Source organism: Dehalobacter sp. TBBPA1 (genome assembly GCF_040931655.1).
In the GTDB taxonomy this organism is placed as follows: Bacteria; Bacillota; Desulfitobacteriia; order Desulfitobacteriales; family Syntrophobotulaceae; genus Dehalobacter; species Dehalobacter restrictus.
Genome location: NZ_CP162385.1, coordinates 2,735,890 through 2,754,462, shown reverse-complemented (window position 1 = coordinate 2,754,462; position 18,573 = coordinate 2,735,890). Strand labels below are relative to the sequence as shown.

The window sequence follows — 18,573 nt, the reverse complement described above, 5'->3', positions numbered from 1 at the left end:
TGGCTATGAACTATATGTTTAATTACCTGTAAAGCGTATGGGTTACTGGATTGTAATCTTTCCTGTTATCCGTATATTAATGATAGAGCGAAATGCCCAGTTCGTTTCTTCGGGTGGTAAAAAAACAGAATAACAGCAAGATGTGTTTTGTATGTGGAATGCAGAATGAAAATGGACTGAAAGCTGCTTTTTACGAATTGGAGAATGAGGAGATCATCGCGATATTCTCTCCGCTCGAAGAGCATCAAAGTTATCCGGAAAGGCTGCATGGCGGAGTGGCCACGGCGGTTCTGGACGAGACGATCGGCAGGGCCGTCAACATTAGACATGGCGGGATATGGGGTGTGACTGTGGAACTGAACCTAAAGTACAGAAAACCCATTCCGCTGGATCAGGAGCTCAGGGTAGTAGCGCGTATAACCAGGGATACCAGCAGGATCTTTGAGGGGACCGGAGAGATTCTGCTTCCGAACGGTGAAATTGCGGCAACGGCTAGCGGCAAATATATGAAGCTTCCGATAGAGAAAATCGCCAATTTCGGGACAGAAGAGGAATGGAAAGTTATTCTCTCCGTGAATGATCCGGACTTTGTCGACTATTAAACAACACGATACAATAAAAATCCTTCCCGGTTGAACGGGAAGGATTTTATTGGTGTATTCGGTTAGAATTTGCGTTTCGGAAACCTTGAAGGATATTTGCTGTTATCACGGTTTCGGTGGAATCCTTGCTGCTGGTCAAACCTGCGGGGCTGCCTACTGCGCAAAGGCGCTTCCTCGGTCAGCACGATCGGAGCAGTACTTGGCTCCTTTGTCAGCAGCTTCAGTGCAGCGGATAACAAAGTGATGGAATCGTTGTCCTCTAACAGTTCCTCCGCCATTTCCTTGTAGCGTAAAATATCTTCGTCCTCGGCCGCTTTAAGAATTTTATCCATGGTCAGGCGCTGCTGACCGACCAGTACGTCATTAAAGGTTGGCAAGGGCTTGCGCGTAATTCTTCTTTTGGCGACCTGCTCAATCAGTCTTAAATGGCCGATCTCTCTTGGAGTAACAAATGTAATCGCCTGTCCGCCTTTGCCGGCCCTGCCAGTACGTCCGATTCTGTGGACATAACTTTCTGGATCCTGGGGAACGTCAAAATTGTAGACGTGCGTCACGCCGCTAATATCGAGACCTCTGGCCGCAACGTCCGTAGCAACCAGAATCTCCGTTAAACCTTCTTTAAAATGACGCATTACCATATCGCGCCTGGCCTGGGTCAGGTCGCCGTGGATTCCCTCCGCGGAATAACCTCTTTTGCTTAAAGCCTCAAACAGCTCATCGACCCGCCGCTTTGTCCGTCCAAAGACAATGGCCAGATCGGGAGACTGAATATCCAACAGGCGGCAGAGTACATCAAACTTTTGTTTTTCCTGGACTTCCACGTAACACTGTTCGATTTGAGGAACTATGATCTCTTTGGTTTTCATGCTGATATATTCCGGATTCTGCATAAAGCGCTGGGCCAGATCCAGAATCGATTTTGGCATCGTTGCAGAGAAAAGCAGCGTCTGCCTTTGTTCGGGAACTTCCTTCAGAATGTTTTCAATATCTTCCACGAAACCCATACTGAGCATTTCGTCTGCTTCATCAAGCACGACCGTTTCAACCTGTTGAAGACGGATGGTTCTTCTTCTCATATGGTCCATCAGCCGTCCGGGAGTCCCCACAATAATCTGCGGCCGGTTCCGCAGAGACCGGATCTGCCGGTCAATATCCTGTCCGCCGTAAATTGGCAGGGACCGGACATCTTTAAACTGACCAATACGGTTCAGTTCTTCAGCTACCTGGATAGCTAGTTCCCGGGTTGGTGTGACCACAAGGGCTTTGATACTTTCCCTGTCAGGATTCATACGCTCAATCATCGGAATTCCGAAAGCGGCTGTCTTGCCAGTTCCGGTCTGAGCCTGCCCGATAATATCCTTGCCTTCCAGCACAAGCGGAATCGTTCTCTCCTGAATCGGTGTGGTCTCTTCAAAGCCCATTTCAGAAATAGCTTTGGTCAGTACACTACTAAGGCCTATTTCAAAGAAATTTGACATGTAAATGGTTCTCCTTTTTTATCGCGTTTACTATTTTATTATGACAAAAACTGCTTCATATCATTTATTCATTTTTATAAATAATAAATGAAAAAGCAATCGTTATAATATCTAATCAAATCTATCTAAACATTTTAACACATAACTGAAAAACAGGGAAGTTAAATACAACTGTAGAAAGAAATAGGAAACAGAATTACATAAAAATAGAAGTATAAAAGAATAGAGAACTGCTTTCTTTCATTACTCTATCTATAATTACGTTCACAAATTTCCTTTATTGAAGATCCACGCGAGCAGCAAATACTTTTTGGCCTCCCACAAACTTCAAGATGGCAGCACTTTTCTCAGGATTATGGGTTGCAGGATTCACGGTGATTGTACCGGTGATTCCTTGAAAATCTGTCAGGTTCTCGAGGGCTTCCCTGATCTTTTCCGTATCCATGCTGTTCGCCTGCTCAATGGCTGTGATGATCATGTTCGCAGCGTCGTAACCAAGTGCGGCAAACATATCAGCATCCTGACCGTATTCCTTTTTGTAAGCAGCTGCAAAGTCTGCCAGGACTGGATCATCCAAAGCGACCTGATCTACATAATAAGCGTTGTTCAGCGCGGTTTTGCCGGCAATATCGCTAATCGGCCCTGTTCCCCAGCCATCACCGCCGAGGAAGACCGTGTCAAGTCCCATTTCACGGGCCTGCTTTATGATGGCTCCGGCTTGATTGGCCCATCCGGGGACAAAGATCACATCAGGGTCTTGAGCTTTAATTTCTGCAAGCATGACCCGGAAATCTGTATCCTGGCCGAAAGTGTATTCTTTGGAAGCGACAATTTGTTTGCCTGCTTTTTCAAAAGTATCCTGAAAACCTACTGCCAGACTCTTGGCATAGGTGCCGTTCTGATCAATAATCAGCGCGGCTTTGGAAGCATTCAGTGTGTTCAGCATATAGGATGCAGCGATTTCCCCCTGGAAAGTGTTGATAAAGCAGCTCCGGAACACCCATTTGTTCAGCCCTTCATCGCTGACGGTAATGCTTTCGTCTGTGCTGGTCGGCGTAATCAGCAGTACATTGTTGGCGGACGCAACAGGGATTGCTGCAAGCGTATTCGCATTCGTCATCGGACCGATGATCGCGATGACTTTATCCTGTGTAACCAGTTTGGTGGTCGCTGCGGTTGATTCGGCAGCATTGGACTGGTTGTCGGTACTGATGTATTCAATTTGACGTTTAAGTACGCCGCCATTTTCATTCGCTTCTTTGATTGCCAGCTTCGCCCCGTTTTCACCCATGATTCCAAACTCGGCAATTTCTCCGGTTAATTCAAAATTGCCGCCGATTTTTATTTTTGCTGTTTTTTGAGCATTGCAGCCGGATACAAGCATCAGACATAGTCCTGTAATCAAGGTGGCAGAACAGATTTGTTTAAATTTCATATCTTCTGATCCTCCTACGTTTCCAACCATTTTAATCGTATAGTTTATTGAGGAAAGTGTCAATAAGAGAATCATTTTAACAATGAAGTTGCTTTTTGCGATGTTCCTCAGCGCACAAGCAAAATTTAAGCTATTACTTTGTCGAGCAGGTTTTTTGTTTTTTCCATTGTCCAACCAGCAAAACTCCGGCAGTAATCAAAGCAATTAAACTATATTCAAGTACCGGATCGCTTACAAAGCTTGCAAGCAAAGGCTCATTGGTAATCATTTTCCCTGCAGTAAAAGCAATGACGGCTGCACCCAGACTAATAATAAACGGAAAACGGTCCATCAGCTTAATAATTAACTTGCTGCCGAATACCATAATGGGTATGCTGATCATTAAGCCAAGTACGACCATGATATAGCTTCCATGAGAAGCTCCAGCAATTGCCAAGACATTGTCGATACCCATGACCGCGTCGGCAATGATAATTGTACAAACAGCCGAAAGTAAAGTATCCTGACATTTTACTTTGTCGTGGTCTTTCTGTTTGGACAACAGTTTAAAGGCGATAAATACCAGAAGGATACCTCCGCCTAGCATCAGCCCTTTGATTTGAAGAAGCCATACAATGGCGATTGTAGCCAAGATTCTGATAATGACAGCCCCCCCGGTTCCCAAAAAAATCGCTTTATTTTGAATGTTTTTGGGTAAATTGCGACAGGCAAGCCCAATGACAATCGCATTGTCTCCGGCTAGAACAAGGTCAATCATCACAATAGATAATAGGCTTGTTAAGAACTGAGTAATAGATAAACCTAGTATTTCCATTTATCTTACACCTTTCAATTTAGTTTATTTAATTCCTTTAAAATCACGGGGATCAATTTCGTTAACCTTAAAAGCAAAATAAAAAGAGACTTTAACCAAAGTTAAAGTCTCGCTAACAACTAAGTTGCCTCAGAACCGGGACATCATCTGTCCGTAATGACGGTCTTGAGTATTAAGCTACTCCCTATAACAAAACTATTATAGCAAAGCTACTTGAAATTCGCAAGAATATTTTGATTGTCTCTTAGCTGTTTCAGATAAGCCTGGGCTTCATTTTCTGTCAAGAATACTTCAACCCGGTCGTCCCCGATTTCAGCATCATCCCAGGTAAGAAATCTATCCTGCGAGAGTTTGGTGATATTCCAGTAAGTATCAGCATCGTTGTCCTTAAAGACAGTTGTTGTACTTGCAAGCATATGGCCATAATCCTCGAAGCCAAATGTTCTTGCAAAGGTGTCCTTCGTCATCACAACACTCCTTCAGGTATCGTTTAAATCAACAACTTCATTCGCTAAATTTTTTTAAAACCTCATAATCTTTTATTTTAACCGTTGTACTGTGGAAATCGATCATTCCTTCGTCTCTCATTTTGCAGAGTTCACGGGAAAGGGAAGGGCGGGAGACGTTAATGAAATCGGCCAAATCATTCCGGTTGAGGTTTAATTGAAAGGTATGATTGCCGGTCTTCTCGTACTCGTCGAGTAAATAGGTGCTGACCTTGCCCCGGAGACTCTTGATTGAAAGGTACTCTACCTTTTTATTGAGCATTAATGCCCTGGTCGATAAGACCTTCAGCATATTCATGATCAATTTCTTATGGCTGATGCATACTTTCTCACAGCAGCCGACAATTTTGTCCTGTGGAAAAAACATCACCGTACAGCTCGATTGGGCGATGACTGTGACCGGCCAGGACTTTGTACCGGAATAGGCGGCCATTTCTCCGAACATTTCTCCGGGGCCAAGAACACTGATTAAAACCCTGTTCCCGGAAACCGTTTCTTTGGTGGAGGAAACATTCCCGCTCAAAACTACACCAATTTTGGAGAGCGTTTCCCCAGCTAAGGTCAGGCATTCATTCTTTTTATAATCATGAATTTTTATATTCATACAATGAAGAATACCAAGAATTTCGCTGGGTTCAATCTTGTCAAACAGCGCACAGCTGCTCAACGGCTTCAGCCATTTTTCATACATGTCCCACACACCTCTGAATCGATATCCTTTAGCGCATCTTTCATTTTTGTCAGGATTTCTGTAACCATACCGGCGGATTCTTTGCTTTGGGTTGCCGGTTTGCGCATTTTTTTATACAAGAATTATAACCTTTTTGGCGGTGTATTTCCAGTGATTTACCTTACTCCAGATATTCTCCTCGTGGAGTTTGGATAACCCGCTGGATTTTTTCCTCGTACCCACTGACCGCATTGATATAGATCATGAATTCCTCCCCGCCTTTTTTTACTCGGAATTCATAACAGAAAGCTTCGGGCCAGCCGGGAAGGGATATGACGACCAGCCTGTACTCCTGGATGGAGACGTCAGAACGAAGACGAGATTTGGCCTGATCCATCGTGATTTCAGGCAGAAGCGTGCGTTTATGGTGAAACAGCCAGTACGATGTTGCATCATAACCTATTATTCTGCCGTTGTCTTTGGCAACAATCAGCCGGATTTTATCAGGATAGATTCGAATGCCTTGTTCTTCAACGACTGCGTCCAGCTGTATCGTTCCGCCAAAATCATTGACTGAAGTCTGAACAAGATTCTTCCATCCAAGATTTTGTAAAGTTTTCAAGGCCCGAGATGCTGTATTGTCTGCATCAAATCGCTGCAGACCAAGCGCTCTTTCATCCCGGAAGTACGTGATCACACCGCCTTTTTTAGCCACGTCGACCGTAGTGCTGCTAAATTTGAAAACATAAACGCTGAAAGTACCGTTGGAGATGCCGGAAGACTGCGGATCAACGTTCGTATAGCCAAGGGTCTGCAAAAAATCAGTGGCTGCAGCTTTTGCTTCCGTCTCTGTTACGGTCTTTTCAGGCAGACCAAGCGGTTCCGACACAAAATGCGTATCCGCCTGACCCTCATAAGAATATGGGGGGTATTTCTGCAGGCTGGAATCAAGCTGCTCAAGACCAGAGCTGACTGAGTCAGGGACTGTAGCAGCACCTTCTTCTCCAATGGCTGAGGCAGGAGCAGCATTGGAAAAATTAGTTGAAGCACTCCGCTTATTTTTACTGAGCCAGGAAATATTTTCTGTACTAAGACTGACGTTGAGTTCTTGAACGGTCCGGTTAACAGAAATAAGCCTTTCCTGCATATTGGTCAGCGTTTTTTCCTGAGAAGCATTCATCTGATCACCTTTGGCAATCTGCTGCGTCATCAGATGGGCATATTCGCCGATTTGATTCAGAAACTGATCGACATAATTTAACCCGTATTCATCTGACGGCAGCAGAGAGAGATCCTTCACGGCCGTTTCACTCTGCTGCCAGGATTGGCTTAAATACAATACCTGCTGGGTCGGGGTCCCTGCAGCCCCGCTTTTAGCCAGAGTGGTTTCCAAACCGTCAAGGTGAGTCACCAGGTCGGCAAAAGATCTTTGATATTGGTTCTCGGCGGCGAGGTCCAAACTTTCAGCTCTTTGGAATTGATTCACCCCCCAGATCAGAGAGAGTGCGAGTCCCGCAGCTAAAGCCCACGGCCAAAATCTTTTCTTCATATTTTTCCTCCTAACGACAAAAGATGTGTTTGCCAATTTGAATAATTTGAGGTCGTGACCAGATATAATTGTTGCTTGTTTTGGCAGGGTTAAAAAAGAATAATGCTCCGTAGGCAGGGTCTGTTCCGTGTAACGCTTCATATACTGCGTTATAGGCCGAAGGAACAGGCTCATTCCAAATGGACCCGTCTGCTACTGGAGAAAAAGCACCGGGTTGGTAAATAACATCTGGAATCGTATTTGGAAATGAGGAGCTTTGGATACGGTTTAACACAACAGAGGCAACGGCAATTTGTCCACGATAGGGCTCTCCTTTAGCTTCGGCACTGACCAGACGGGCTAAAAGATTAATATCCGAATTCTTATATCCAATCGCTGTGCCGCCGACTGTCACACTTTCCCCTGTCAAGCGTTTGAGCTCACGTATGGTTCTGGTTCCGGCTATACCATCTGCGCCTAGTCCGTGTTCTTTTTGAAACAAACGGACCCTGGCCTCGGTTTGACGTCCATAGATTCCGTCAATTGGACCGATCACATATCCCAGCATAGACAGTCTTTTTTGGAGTTCCGCTACCTCCGGCCCGCGGGATCCGCGTGAAAGATTGCGGTCTCCCAAGGCAGCATTGCTCAAGGAGGATGCACACAGCATGAGGGTCATCACTACAACAAGAATTCTTTTATACGTTGGATGGGGAGATAATGACATACAACCACCTCATGATTCTTTTTTTCCATAGTCTGGCTTAAGATACCGAATATTATCCGCTTTCCCATATTTTGAAGTCATATGTTATAATACAATCGTATAACTATATTTTGTCGGATACCTGTGAGGGAGTATGGGCATGGATATCAAGCCGATCAAGAGCAGGAGAACTACAGAGATTATTCTTGAGCAGATCAAAAACTTTATGATTCAGGGTCAGCTGAATCCGGGTGATAAGCTACCGACAGAAAGTATTCTTGCCGAAAAGTTTGAAGTAAGCAGAACTTCGGTCAGGGAGGCATTATCAGCGCTGAGCCTGACAGGGATTCTCGATATCCGGCAGGGAGAAGGAATTTTTGTCAAACGTTCTCCATCCAATGCAGTGATTGAACCTCTAAGTTTTATTTTTTTGCTGGAAAACGATTTCGAAAAAATTATTGATATCTGTATTGCTCTGGAGACCCAAGCCGTTGATCTTGTTGCCCGAAACAGGGATAACAGCGATATTGCCGCCATGCACATATTGTTTGAAAAGATGAAACAGGATCTGCCGGAAGGCAAAAATGTCCAGAAGGATGATGTCTCTTTTCATCTCGCTTTAGCCGGGATGTGCAAAAACCCGCTTCTGGAACGAATGATCAATACCGCTCTGGATATATCCGGTCAGGTTTTACGATCGACGTATCAGCAGTGGGTGCGGACCTATTATTTTGAAAACAGACAGATGCTTTATCAGGAACATCTGGAGATCTTTCAGGCTGTGGAGAATAAGGATAACGAATCAGCTAACCGGCTGATGAATGCCCATCTTTCCAAAGCCCAACAGGAACTGAAAAGATTTGAAAGAATTAGGGATATCCTGGAGTATTAGTATGCCTGGTATGCATCTATTTCCTGATTGTAGTGCTGCTGTTTTACAAGCTGGATAAAGAGTATCCGCAAATCGTTCAGGATTTATGGACCGCCGCGCAGCTAAGAGAGTGCAGGAATAACCGCGAAAATTCAGTGAATATTTTAGCTGAAAGCCTCTTGTTTTCAAGAAAACCTGCGGTTATAATGAAAAAAATTGACAAAGGAGGCGCTTTGAATGCAAAAGTACGAATGTACAGTATGTGGTTATGTTTATGATCCGGCTGAAGGAGATCCGGATGGTGGGATTGCTCCCGGTACAGCTTTTGAAGATCTGCCCGATAGTTGGGTTTGTCCTTTGTGTGGGGCCGGGAAAGACGAATTCGAAGTTGCTGTTGAATAGAAGAATTGCGATTATTTTTTCACTTTGATTTTAAATAAAGATTGACCAGAGAGGATGTTATTCGGCATCCTCTTTTCATTTGAAAAACCATGACAGAATTGGAAAAAAACTGATATAATAGCATCAGGTATAGTTGTCTGGTCTATTGGCAACTTATTTTTCCTTTCCGAAGTGTGGGGGTGAACGATGGATGACAAGCATACTTGTCGTTGATGATGATCACAATATCTGCCAGCTGTTGGAACTTTATCTTTTGAATGAGGGATACCAGCTTTATATGGTTCATGATGGAAGCAGTGCGCTCGATGTCCTGCGAACAGAAAAAACAGATTTAGTGATTCTCGATATCATGCTGCCGGTCATTAACGGGTGGGAAGTCTGTAAAATGATCAGGCAGATCAGCTCTGTTCCGATCATTATGCTGACTGCCTGTGATTTGATGGAAGATAAGATTCAGGGGTTTGAACTTGGTGTCGATGATTATATTGTGAAGCCTTTTGAACCGAGGGAACTAGTGGCCAGGGTCAAAGCCAGACTAAAAAACGTTCAAGGATATGAAACGAAGGATAGAGCAGATCAACAAGCTGAAACCAATGTTCTGAATATCGGAAATATCCAGGTGGATATGAACCGTTATGAGGCCAGACTGGAAGGCGAAAAAATAGAACTGAAGCCGAAAGAGATCCAGCTGCTGTATTTCCTTCTCAAGAACAGAAATATGGTTTTTACCAGAGACCAGCTGCTGGAAAAAGTATGGGGCTACTCATATGAAGGAGATACCCGGACTGTTGATGTTCATATCAACAAACTGAGAGAAAAACTGGAGGGTGTTTGTTCTAACTGCCGGATCAGTACCGTCTGGGGAGTAGGATACAAGCTGGAGATTGATGGTTAAGAAAACAATTTTCTCAAAACTGTTTTTTACCTATCTGATCTTGATCATTGCGGTGATGGCTGTCATTGCCGTTCTTCTCTCCTATGCGTTTAACAACTATGTATTCGGGGAAAAGCAGCAAGAAATGCGTGCTGCGGCAGCCGAAACGGTTCTGCTGCTTGGGAAGTATGAACAGGCCGAAATAACCTATTCGGAACTAAATGATTCGCTGGATATCCTGGGTTCGATGACGGGTTCACGGATTTATGCAATCCGGCTGAATCCGGAGGTTCTTGCGAATAAGAATCTGGTACTGGATAAGAAACTGCTGGATGCGTACCTGTTTGAAGATTTAAAAAGCATCCTGCAGGGCAAGGAAGTTTCCCGGAAAAAGCAATACTCGGACAGGTTTGCCGCAGATGTAGCCTTTTTAGGGATCCCCTACGGCCAGGGCAATATGATTGAAGGAGCTATTTTGTTTTTTGCTCCACTTGACGAAATCTACGCTTATATTCAAAAGATCAATATGATCATATGGTGTTCTGCACTGGCGGCAGTTATCTTAAGTGGTATCATGATTTATCTGGCAGCCCTTAAAATTACCAGGCCATTGAAAATCATGGAAGAGGGAGCGATACAACTGGCCGCCGGAGAGCAGATCAATGATTTGGCAGTTCATTCAGGTGATGAGCTGGAAAAGATGGCAAAAGCCTTCAATAATATGAAAAACCAAATCAGTACGGCCGAAAATATGCGGCGGGATTTTATGGCAAGTGTGTCTCATGATCTGAGAACTCCGCTGACATCGATCAACGGTTTTGTCCAGGGAATGCTGGATGGATTGGTAAAACCTCAGGACTATCCAAAGTATTTGAATATTATTAAAACGGAAACAAACCGTTTAATGGGGCTGACAGGTGAAATCCTGGAATCAGCGAAAATTCAGTCAGGGGAGATTACACTCGCTAGGAAGTATTTCCTGGTCGGGAATACCCTGGAGGAGATTCTGGAAAGCACAGGGATGAGGGAAAATCCTAAAAACATAGAGCTGATGATGGATTGTCCGGACGGACTGGAATTATACGCGGATCAGCATCGTTTTAAACAGATCCTGATCAATATCCTGGATAATGCGCTGAAATATACCGGAAAGAACGGAAAAATCAAACTGACTGTAACGCCGGAAGACGGCGGGATCAAATTGAGTGTTCAGGATAACGGGAAGGGAATCGCACCACAGGATCTGCCATTTATTTTTGAGAAATTCTACCGGGCAGATAAATCCCGGCAGGAGGTGGAAGGCGGAACCGGTCTTGGTCTTAACATCACCAAGATGCTGGTTGAGCAGCACGGCGGTAGAATTAGCGCTTCCAGCACCTATGGGCAGGGAACGGAGATTGTGATTTTTTTCCCTGGCTAAGCTAATACCTAGAATTTTAAAAAGTACGGTCATAATTTTACGTATTATTTACAACTCATCTGTTTTGCTTTGATATTTTTTCTTTAAAATAAGGCTGTAGACCGATGGTCTGCCTGCCTGAAGTACCAGGAGGGTAGTGATGAAAGGTAGAGTGTTCTTAACGACATTCCTAATTCTTTCCTTTTTTGTCACGCTGAGCGGCTGCTCGGGCCAAACGGATCAATCGAAGAATTCCGAAGTGCCGCGAAACGGTGTTCAGACTGAAGACCAGCAATCCGCGAACAAAGACGATCAGGTACAAAGTGATGGAGCAGGAATCGATGGAGCGGGAATTAACGGAACGGAAACAGACGGGACAGAAAACAAGGAGTCCGATAATCAAGAAATTTCGGTGGTTGCAAAATCAGGTACACGGTCGGCAGATGAAGAAAAAGAAGCTGTATTGGACGAGATTTCCAGAGAGCTTGATGAAATCATCAACACTGTGAATGCGATGGATGATATTGAAGAAAATGATCTGAAATAACATTGTGGGGAGGAAGCAATATGAAAAGAATAAAAGTTGTGCTGTTGGCTGTTATGAGTGTTTGCTTAATCCTTAACAGTGCGCTGGTTTTTGCCAAGACAGACAAAACAACGGATGGCACATCAAGTAAACAGAATTCCGAAAGCAACAAGCAGATGAATACTGAAGATAAGGGTATTACTGTCCAGCAATGGCAGAAGGAACTCAAGCCCTTATTTGATGAAATCCGTGCCAATAAAACAGAGACGATTCATTTGCGCAATCAATTGATTCAGCTTCGCAATAATGCAGTTGCCAAGATTAATGATCTTAGACAACAGAATGAGAATCTGACCGATGAACAGATGGAAGCCCTGCTTGCTCCGCTGAAGAACTTTTTGCAGACGCTCAAGGAAGATAAAACTGAGATCGAAGGCCAGTTGGGCGACGTTCAGCAGCAAGTCGTTGATCTCAGAAAGACAAAAAAAGAACTGGATATTGCTCAGGCCAAAATAACACTGCATAATATTATTATGGCACAAGAACAAAGGATTACGGCGCTGAAAGCGACGATTGAAGATTTAGAGGATTTTCTGGATTAGACATTCTCAGTAATGTCTGATGAAAGATCAAAAATGAGATTAACAATAAGCCTTTGAGATACTGCTAATAGTAACACACTATTGGCAGTGTTTTTTTGTAATTCTTGCAAAATTGATTGGTTTGCACTTCTGTGCATTTTTCGCTGGAAAGTATCAATAATATAGATCATAAAGCTTAGTACCGAGTTGACGAGGTACTGGATCATCAATTTAATAATGGATCACAAATATGGATCAAACTTAAGCTAAAAGGAGGTCTTTTGATGCCAATGAAAACGGCCACGATGGATGGCAATGAAGCTGCAGCGCTGGCGTCCTACGCCCTGACTGAAGTTGCCGCCATCTTTCCGATCACTCCGTCATCTCCGATGGCCGAAGGTATTGATGAATGGTCGGCGCACGGCAAAAAGAATATTTTTGGGCAGCCTGTAAAAGTTGTGGAAATGGAATCTGAGGCTGGTGCTGCGGGAGCCGTTCACGGATCACTCGCTTCAGGAGCGCTGACCACCACTTACACCGCTTCTCAGGGGCTGCTGCTGATGATTCCGAATATGTACAAGCTTGCCGGGGAACTGCTGCCGGCCGTGTTTCATGTCAGTGCCAGAGCACTGGCAACCCATGCGCTGTCCATCTTCGGCGACCATCAGGATGTCATGGCCTGCAGGCAGACAGGTTTTGCGCTGTTGGCATCAACCAACGTCCAGGAAGCACATGATTTTGGATATGTTGCTCATCTGAGCGCTATCCAATCCAGAATTCCGTTTCTTCATTTCTTTGACGGATTTCGTACGTCGCATGAGTATCAAAAAATCAGCTTAATTGAACAGGAAGAGATCCGAAAAATTGTAGACGATCAGGCGCTTCAGGATTTCAGGGATCATTCCTTATGTCCTGAACACCCCGTTGTAAAAGGATCAACGCAGAATCCGGATGTCTACTTTCAGTTCAGGGAGGTTTCCAATCCGTTTTATGAGAAGGTCCCGGATATTGTAGAAGGCTATCTGCGGGAAATAGAAAGAATTTCAGGACGGGTCTATCACCCTTTTAATTATTACGGAGCACCGGATGCTGAAAATGTCATTGTGGCAATGGGGTCAGTCTGTGACACGGTTGAAGAGACGATTGACGTTCTGCAGAAGAGAGGGGAAAAGGTCGGGATGGTGATCGTTCATCTTTACCGGCCATTCTCGGCAAAATATTTCTTTAATGTATTACCCGCTTCCGTCAAAAAAATCGCGGTTTTGGACCGCACCAAGGAGCCGGGAGCTTTAGGCGAACCGCTCTACCTCGATATTCTAGAATTATTCAGGCACACCTCGGATGGGACTCCGGAACAAATAGCCTATCAGCCGGTTATCGTGGGGGGGAGGTATGGGCTAGGATCCAAAGACACAACGCCTTCTCAGATCCTGGCGGTATACCAGAATCTGAAACAGGACAAACCAAAAAATCATTTTACCATCGGGATTGTGGATGATGTCTCCGGTACTTCTTTACCGGAGGGTGAATGGCTGGATACAACCCCGGAAGGGACCATCAATTGCAAGTTCTGGGGGCTTGGTTCCGATGGGACTGTCGGGGCAAACAAATCGGCGGTAAAGATTATAGGGGACAATACCGACCTTAACGCCCAGGCCTATTTTTCCTATGACAGCAAAAAATCAGGAGGGACAACGGTTTCCCACCTCAGATTTGGCAGAAGTCCGATTAAGTCCCGCTATTTGGTCTTCAGCGCGGATTACATTGCCTGCCATAATCAATCGTTCATTTACCATTATGATCTCCTGAAAGGAATCAAAAAAAATGGCACTTTTGTTTTGAATTGCCCGTGGAAGAGCCTTCATGAACTTGAAGAGCATCTTCCGGCATACCTGAAGAAAACGATCTTTCAAAACAACATCCATTTCTATGTCATAGACGCAATTGATATTGCTTCGCAGATTGGCCTGGGCGGACGGATCAATATGGTGATGCAGGCCGCATTCTTTAAGCTGGCGAATGTCATACCGATTGAAGATGCCGTTCGGTATCTGAAAAATTCGATTGAAAAAACCTACGGCCGGAAAGGGCAGAAGATCGTTGAAATGAACAAAGCCGCCGTAGATCAAGGCATCAGCCGGCTTATCCGTATTGAGGCGCCTGCTTCCTGGGAGAGTGCCCAGGATCAAAAAACGGAGCTCAAAGAAGAACCCGAATTTATCAAGAAAATTCAGCGGCCGATTGCGCGCTCTGAGGGAGATGAGCTTCCTGTCAGTACCTTTTTGGGGATGGAGGACGGGAGCACGCCTCTCGGGACAACAGCCTATGAAAAACGCGGTATTGCAGTCCAGATTCCAGAATGGCAGATAGACAAATGTACTCAGTGCAATCAGTGCGCCTATATTTGTCCGCATGCGACGGTCAGACCCTTTTTATTGGATGATCAGGAAAAAGCCCAGGCACCGGAGACATTTATAACGAAGGAAGCTGCCGGAAAAGGACTGGAGGGCCTGCATTACCGTATACAGATTGCCCCTCTGGACTGTACAGGCTGTATGAACTGTGCCGACATTTGTCCTGCTCCGGGAAAAGCATTAATCATGAAACCGGCCGAACACGAAATCGAAATGGAAGCGGAAAACTGGGAATATGCGTTATCCATTCGGCCCAAGGAAGACCGTATGGAACGTAATACCTTAAAAGGAAGCCAGTTTATCCGTCCACTTCTGGAGTTTAACGGTGCCTGCCCGGGCTGCGGGGAAACGCCGTATGTTAAACTGCTGACCCAGCTCTTTGGGGAACGTATGATGATCGCCAATGCGACAGGCTGTTCCTCAATTTGGGGGGGAAGTTACCCTTCCATTCCGTATACGACCAATGCCGAGGGCAGAGGACCGGCCTGGGCCAACTCACTTTTTGAAAATAACGCGGAGTACGGATACGGCATGTACCTCGGCGCTTTGCAGATCAGAGAAAGAATTTCTGCCCTGATGCAGGAAGCCCTGGCGATGGAGCTGTCCGAAGAAATCAAGACAGCTTTCAGAGAATGGCTCGATGCGTACCAGGACGGGGAAAGGTCGCTGACCGCTTCCGCCAAAGTGCTTCAGGCATTGAACGGCAACGCTGCCTTGGGTCTTCCTGTCATCCGTGAAATACTGAAGAGGAAGGACTATCTCGTCAAACGCTCAGTTTGGGCAATCGGCGGGGACGGCTGGGCGTATGATATTGGGTATAATGGTGTCGATCATGTCCTGGCCAGCGGGGACGATGTCAACCTGTTTGTAATGGATACGGAGGTCTATTCCAATACAGGCGGGCAGTCCTCCAAAGCGACCCCGACAGCCGCGATTGCCAAGTTTGCCGCCGCAGGCAAAAAGATCCGGAAAAAGGACCTTGGCATGATGGCGATATCCTATGGCTATGTTTACGTCGCTCAGATTGCAATGGGAGCGAATATGATGCAGACGATCAAAGCGATTACAGAGGCTGAAAGATATCACGGACCGTCCCTGATCATTGCCTATTCCACCTGCTTCAATCATGGTCTTAAGAACGGGATGGGGATGAGCCTGGCCCAGCAAAAAAAAGCAGTAGAGGCAGGATACTGGCATCTTTACAGGTACAATCCGGATCTTAAGCAGCAGGGTAAAAATCCGTTTAGTCTTGATTCCAAAGAACCCAAAGGAAACTTTAAAGAATTCCTGGAAAGCGAGATCCGTTATGCTTCTTTGAAAAACGTTTTCCCTGAGATTGCCGAAGACATGTTTAGCTTGGCGGAAAGACATGCGGCTGAACGTTATGAGAGCTACAGGAAGATGGCAACCTCCCAATCCTAATCTACAATTATTCGGCTATAGAATTATATGGGGCTGTTACAGACGAATTTACTTTCATTCGTTCTGCAACGGCCCCTTCGATTATTGAAAGAAGATGACCTACTGTCTATGAAACAACGGTCATTTCAACAGCGGATTTTTCCCTTTGCTTTTTCGTTGCTCTGATGCTCAGCAGTAGATTTACTGCAAAAATTACAACTGTGATGCCTCCCAATATAGACAGATTCTCATACAGAAAGCTGTAGTTGACGCCGGATATTACTTCTTTAAGTGCATTGATTGCGTATGTCATTGGTAAATATGGATATGCGTTATCAAAGAATTTCGGTACAAGCTCCAGTGGGAAGGTTCCTCCGCAAGCCGTAAGCTGAAGGATCAGTAAAAAAAGTGCCAAAAATTTGCCGACATCCTTGAGGTTCGCGATCAAAAAATCCACAATGGCGGTGAAGCATAAAGCAATCAGAATGCACACGACATAAAACATGAAAACATTCTTCACCACCAGATGCAATCCGTTCTGTAAAACAAGAGCTAATGCCACCGCTTGAACTGCAGCTACCAGTGAGAATCCAATAAACCTTGGATCCGCAGGCAGATATCTTGAAAGACGGCGTTCAAAATTGATTTCCGGATCAAGGTAAATAACAATTAGCATGAGGATTGCTCCGATCCATAATGACAACGAAATAAAATACGGTGAAAATGCTGTTCCATAATTCGGCACTGGATCAATGCTCAGCTGATTAAGCTCAACAGGTGTTGCTGCGTAGGTATCGAGTCCAGCAAAATTCGCCGTTTTGTCATTTGCTGTTGTGATTGAATCCGCAACCGCAGTCTTTGCCTCGTTGATGCCATCATTCAAGGTCTGACTACCGTTTAGAAGCCGCTGTTCGCCATCCGGAAACTTAGCCGCACTGGCGTTCAGTTCACTGCTTCCTTGGGCAGCTGCCGCTATATCCATGGCAGCCGTCTGGATACCGGAATTTAGTTGTGGATACGCAGCTGCCAATTCTGCGGAACCTTCCGCCAACTGTCCTACACCACCAGATAGCTGATTTAAGCCGGCCCCTAACTGATTTGCCCCGCTTGCCAATTGCGTTGCACCATTCATGAGTTCTTTTGACTTGCTATCGATTAATGCGATGCCGTCATTCAATTGTTTACTTCCTGCCTGCAGCTGTTGGGCACGGCTGACTAAAGTGGCGGTGTTGCTTTTCAGTGTGTCAGAAGCAGTGTTTAGCTGATCCAGGGAGCCTTGTGATTCTTTGTATGTTGCCAAGATACTCTGCATATTTTTATCTGCCAATGCTTCAGGATGTGCTGTTACGTATGATGTCAGAGAATCAGCGATACTTTGATCGGTAGATGTTAAGCTTTTAACGCTTGCCAGGTACTGGCCCATACCATCGGCGTATTTTTGCATATTTGCAGCATAATCTGTTGTTCCTTGGTATATCTGCGCTGAACCAGCTTTGGCTTGATCGAAACCGCTTGTAAATTGTTGAAGCCCTTGAGCAAAGCTAAGTGAACTCATGGCGAAAGTCGAAAGCCCTGATTGTGATTGTGTAAGACTTGCATTCAATGTTGTCAGTCCAATGTTAAATTGCGCCCAATTAGCATAAAACAGGTTGGAACCCTCAGCCAATTTGTTAAACGCCAGGGTGCCTGCATTTAAACCATCATTTAGTTCAATGATGCCGGTATTCAGTTTTTCCTGATTATTTTTCAGCACACTGATTTCATTTGACAGTTGACTGGAACCAGCAGATATTTTCCCGAGCCCATCATTCAGTTCACCTAAATCCTCAGGAACCGTTTTCATTTCGGTCGTCATTTCACTGACGATTTCTTTGGTCACCTTTTGTGAAACCTTATCTTTAAATTCGAGCATGACTCTGTTCAGAACCTGGACAGCAAGGAAATTTCTTTTCTCTTCCGGCTGATAGATGATGATGCCCTCATTCTTATCTGATTTATCTGCCGAAGCTATTTTTTCTGAGAAATCGGCCGGTATCGAAACTTCAGCATAATATTCTCTGTTTTGTATTCCTGTCTTTGCTTCTGCGTCCGTAGTCAAAACCCATTTGATGTTTTCATCGGATTTTAGTTCTTCAGTGATCTCATTTCCTAAATTTCTTGACTTACCATTGATAACTGCGCCCTGGTCCTGATTGACAAAGGCCACAGGAAGCTTCTCTAATTTGCTGTACGGATCCCAGAACGCTGAAAGAAAAAATACACTGTATATGAGGGGAAGAATGATTACAGCTGCAATAACTGCTCGTTTTCTCCAACGTTTTTTCTCTAATGCCATGACATTTCCTCCAAATTGCTATTTATAACTA

The 18,573-nt window shown here is 44.9% G+C and carries 17 protein-coding genes; 8 read left to right on the top strand and 9 right to left on the bottom strand.

Annotation, left to right across the window (positions count from 1 at the left end; translation table 11 throughout):
- Positions 1-158: 158 nt before the first annotated feature.
- On the top strand, positions 159-602 hold the full coding sequence (locus AB3489_RS13515; RefSeq protein WP_368293299.1) for a PaaI family thioesterase: 444 nt from the start codon (positions 159-161) through the stop codon (positions 600-602).
- 62 nt (positions 603-664) lie between these two features.
- Here AB3489_RS13515 and AB3489_RS13510 read toward each other — a convergent pair whose 3' ends face one another.
- The 8 genes from AB3489_RS13510 to sleB form a co-directional block, all read right to left on the bottom strand.
- Positions 665-2,080 (bottom strand): DEAD/DEAH box helicase, encoded by a 1,416-nt coding sequence (locus AB3489_RS13510; protein WP_019224648.1) that lies wholly within the window; start codon positions 2,078-2,080, stop codon positions 665-667.
- A gap of 277 nt (positions 2,081-2,357) precedes the next feature.
- Positions 2,358-3,515, bottom strand: coding sequence for an ABC transporter substrate-binding protein (locus AB3489_RS13505; protein WP_368293298.1), 1,158 nt, complete (start codon positions 3,513-3,515; stop codon positions 2,358-2,360).
- A 133-nt stretch (positions 3,516-3,648) separates the two neighbouring features.
- Positions 3,649-4,329, bottom strand: coding sequence for a TerC family protein (locus tag AB3489_RS13500; RefSeq protein ID WP_368293297.1), 681 nt, complete (start codon positions 4,327-4,329; stop codon positions 3,649-3,651).
- Positions 4,330-4,538: 209 nt separating this feature from the next.
- Entirely contained in the window at positions 4,539-4,796 is a 258-nt protein-coding gene (locus tag AB3489_RS13495) for a hypothetical protein (RefSeq protein ID WP_368293296.1), read from the bottom strand.
- 37 nt (positions 4,797-4,833) lie between these two features.
- The gene (locus AB3489_RS13490; protein ID WP_368293295.1) at positions 4,834-5,526 is read right to left on the bottom strand and encodes a Crp/Fnr family transcriptional regulator; all 693 of its coding nucleotides are present in this window, start codon (positions 5,524-5,526) and stop codon (positions 4,834-4,836) included.
- Positions 5,508-5,633, bottom strand: a complete 126-nt coding sequence (locus AB3489_RS13485) for a hypothetical protein (RefSeq protein WP_368293294.1) — start codon at positions 5,631-5,633, stop codon at positions 5,508-5,510. Before AB3489_RS13485 ends, AB3489_RS13490 begins: the two co-directional genes overlap by 19 nt.
- A gap of 53 nt (positions 5,634-5,686) precedes the next feature.
- Entirely contained in the window at positions 5,687-7,054 is a 1,368-nt protein-coding gene (locus tag AB3489_RS13480) for a PepSY1/2 domain-containing protein (protein ID WP_368293293.1), read from the bottom strand.
- A 10-nt stretch (positions 7,055-7,064) separates the two neighbouring features.
- Positions 7,065-7,760 carry a spore cortex-lytic enzyme gene (gene sleB, locus AB3489_RS13475; RefSeq protein WP_368293292.1) on the bottom strand — a complete coding sequence of 232 codons (696 nt, stop codon included), beginning with the start codon at positions 7,758-7,760 and terminating at the stop codon, positions 7,065-7,067.
- Between the two features lie 139 nt (positions 7,761-7,899).
- Between sleB and AB3489_RS13470 the strand changes: the two genes are divergently transcribed.
- The 7 genes from AB3489_RS13470 to nifJ all read left to right on the top strand — a co-directional run bounded on the left by AB3489_RS13470 (position 7,900) and on the right by nifJ (position 16,228).
- Complete coding sequence (locus tag AB3489_RS13470) at positions 7,900-8,631, top strand: FadR/GntR family transcriptional regulator (protein ID WP_019224654.1); 732 nt, start codon at positions 7,900-7,902, stop codon at positions 8,629-8,631.
- Between the two features lie 216 nt (positions 8,632-8,847).
- Complete coding sequence (gene rd / locus AB3489_RS13465; protein ID WP_019224655.1) at positions 8,848-9,012, top strand: rubredoxin; 165 nt, start codon at positions 8,848-8,850, stop codon at positions 9,010-9,012.
- A gap of 190 nt (positions 9,013-9,202) precedes the next feature.
- Positions 9,203-9,907, top strand: a complete 705-nt coding sequence (locus AB3489_RS13460) for a response regulator (protein ID WP_368293291.1) — start codon at positions 9,203-9,205, stop codon at positions 9,905-9,907.
- Complete coding sequence (locus tag AB3489_RS13455) at positions 9,900-11,306, top strand: sensor histidine kinase (protein ID WP_368293290.1); 1,407 nt, start codon at positions 9,900-9,902, stop codon at positions 11,304-11,306. Before AB3489_RS13460 ends, AB3489_RS13455 begins: the two co-directional genes overlap by 8 nt.
- Positions 11,307-11,445: 139 nt before the next feature.
- Positions 11,446-11,832, top strand: a complete 387-nt coding sequence (locus AB3489_RS13450; RefSeq protein WP_368293289.1) for a hypothetical protein — start codon at positions 11,446-11,448, stop codon at positions 11,830-11,832.
- A 20-nt stretch (positions 11,833-11,852) separates the two neighbouring features.
- Positions 11,853-12,413, top strand: coding sequence for a hypothetical protein (locus tag AB3489_RS13445; protein ID WP_368293287.1), 561 nt, complete (start codon positions 11,853-11,855; stop codon positions 12,411-12,413).
- Positions 12,414-12,676: 263 nt separating this feature from the next.
- Positions 12,677-16,228, top strand: coding sequence for a pyruvate:ferredoxin (flavodoxin) oxidoreductase (gene nifJ / locus AB3489_RS13440; RefSeq protein WP_368293286.1), 3,552 nt, complete (start codon positions 12,677-12,679; stop codon positions 16,226-16,228).
- A 106-nt stretch (positions 16,229-16,334) separates the two neighbouring features.
- Here nifJ and AB3489_RS13435 read toward each other — a convergent pair whose 3' ends face one another.
- On the bottom strand, positions 16,335-18,542 hold the full coding sequence (locus AB3489_RS13435; RefSeq protein WP_368293285.1) for a YhgE/Pip family protein: 2,208 nt from the start codon (positions 18,540-18,542) through the stop codon (positions 16,335-16,337).
- Positions 18,543-18,573 lie beyond the last annotated feature (31 nt).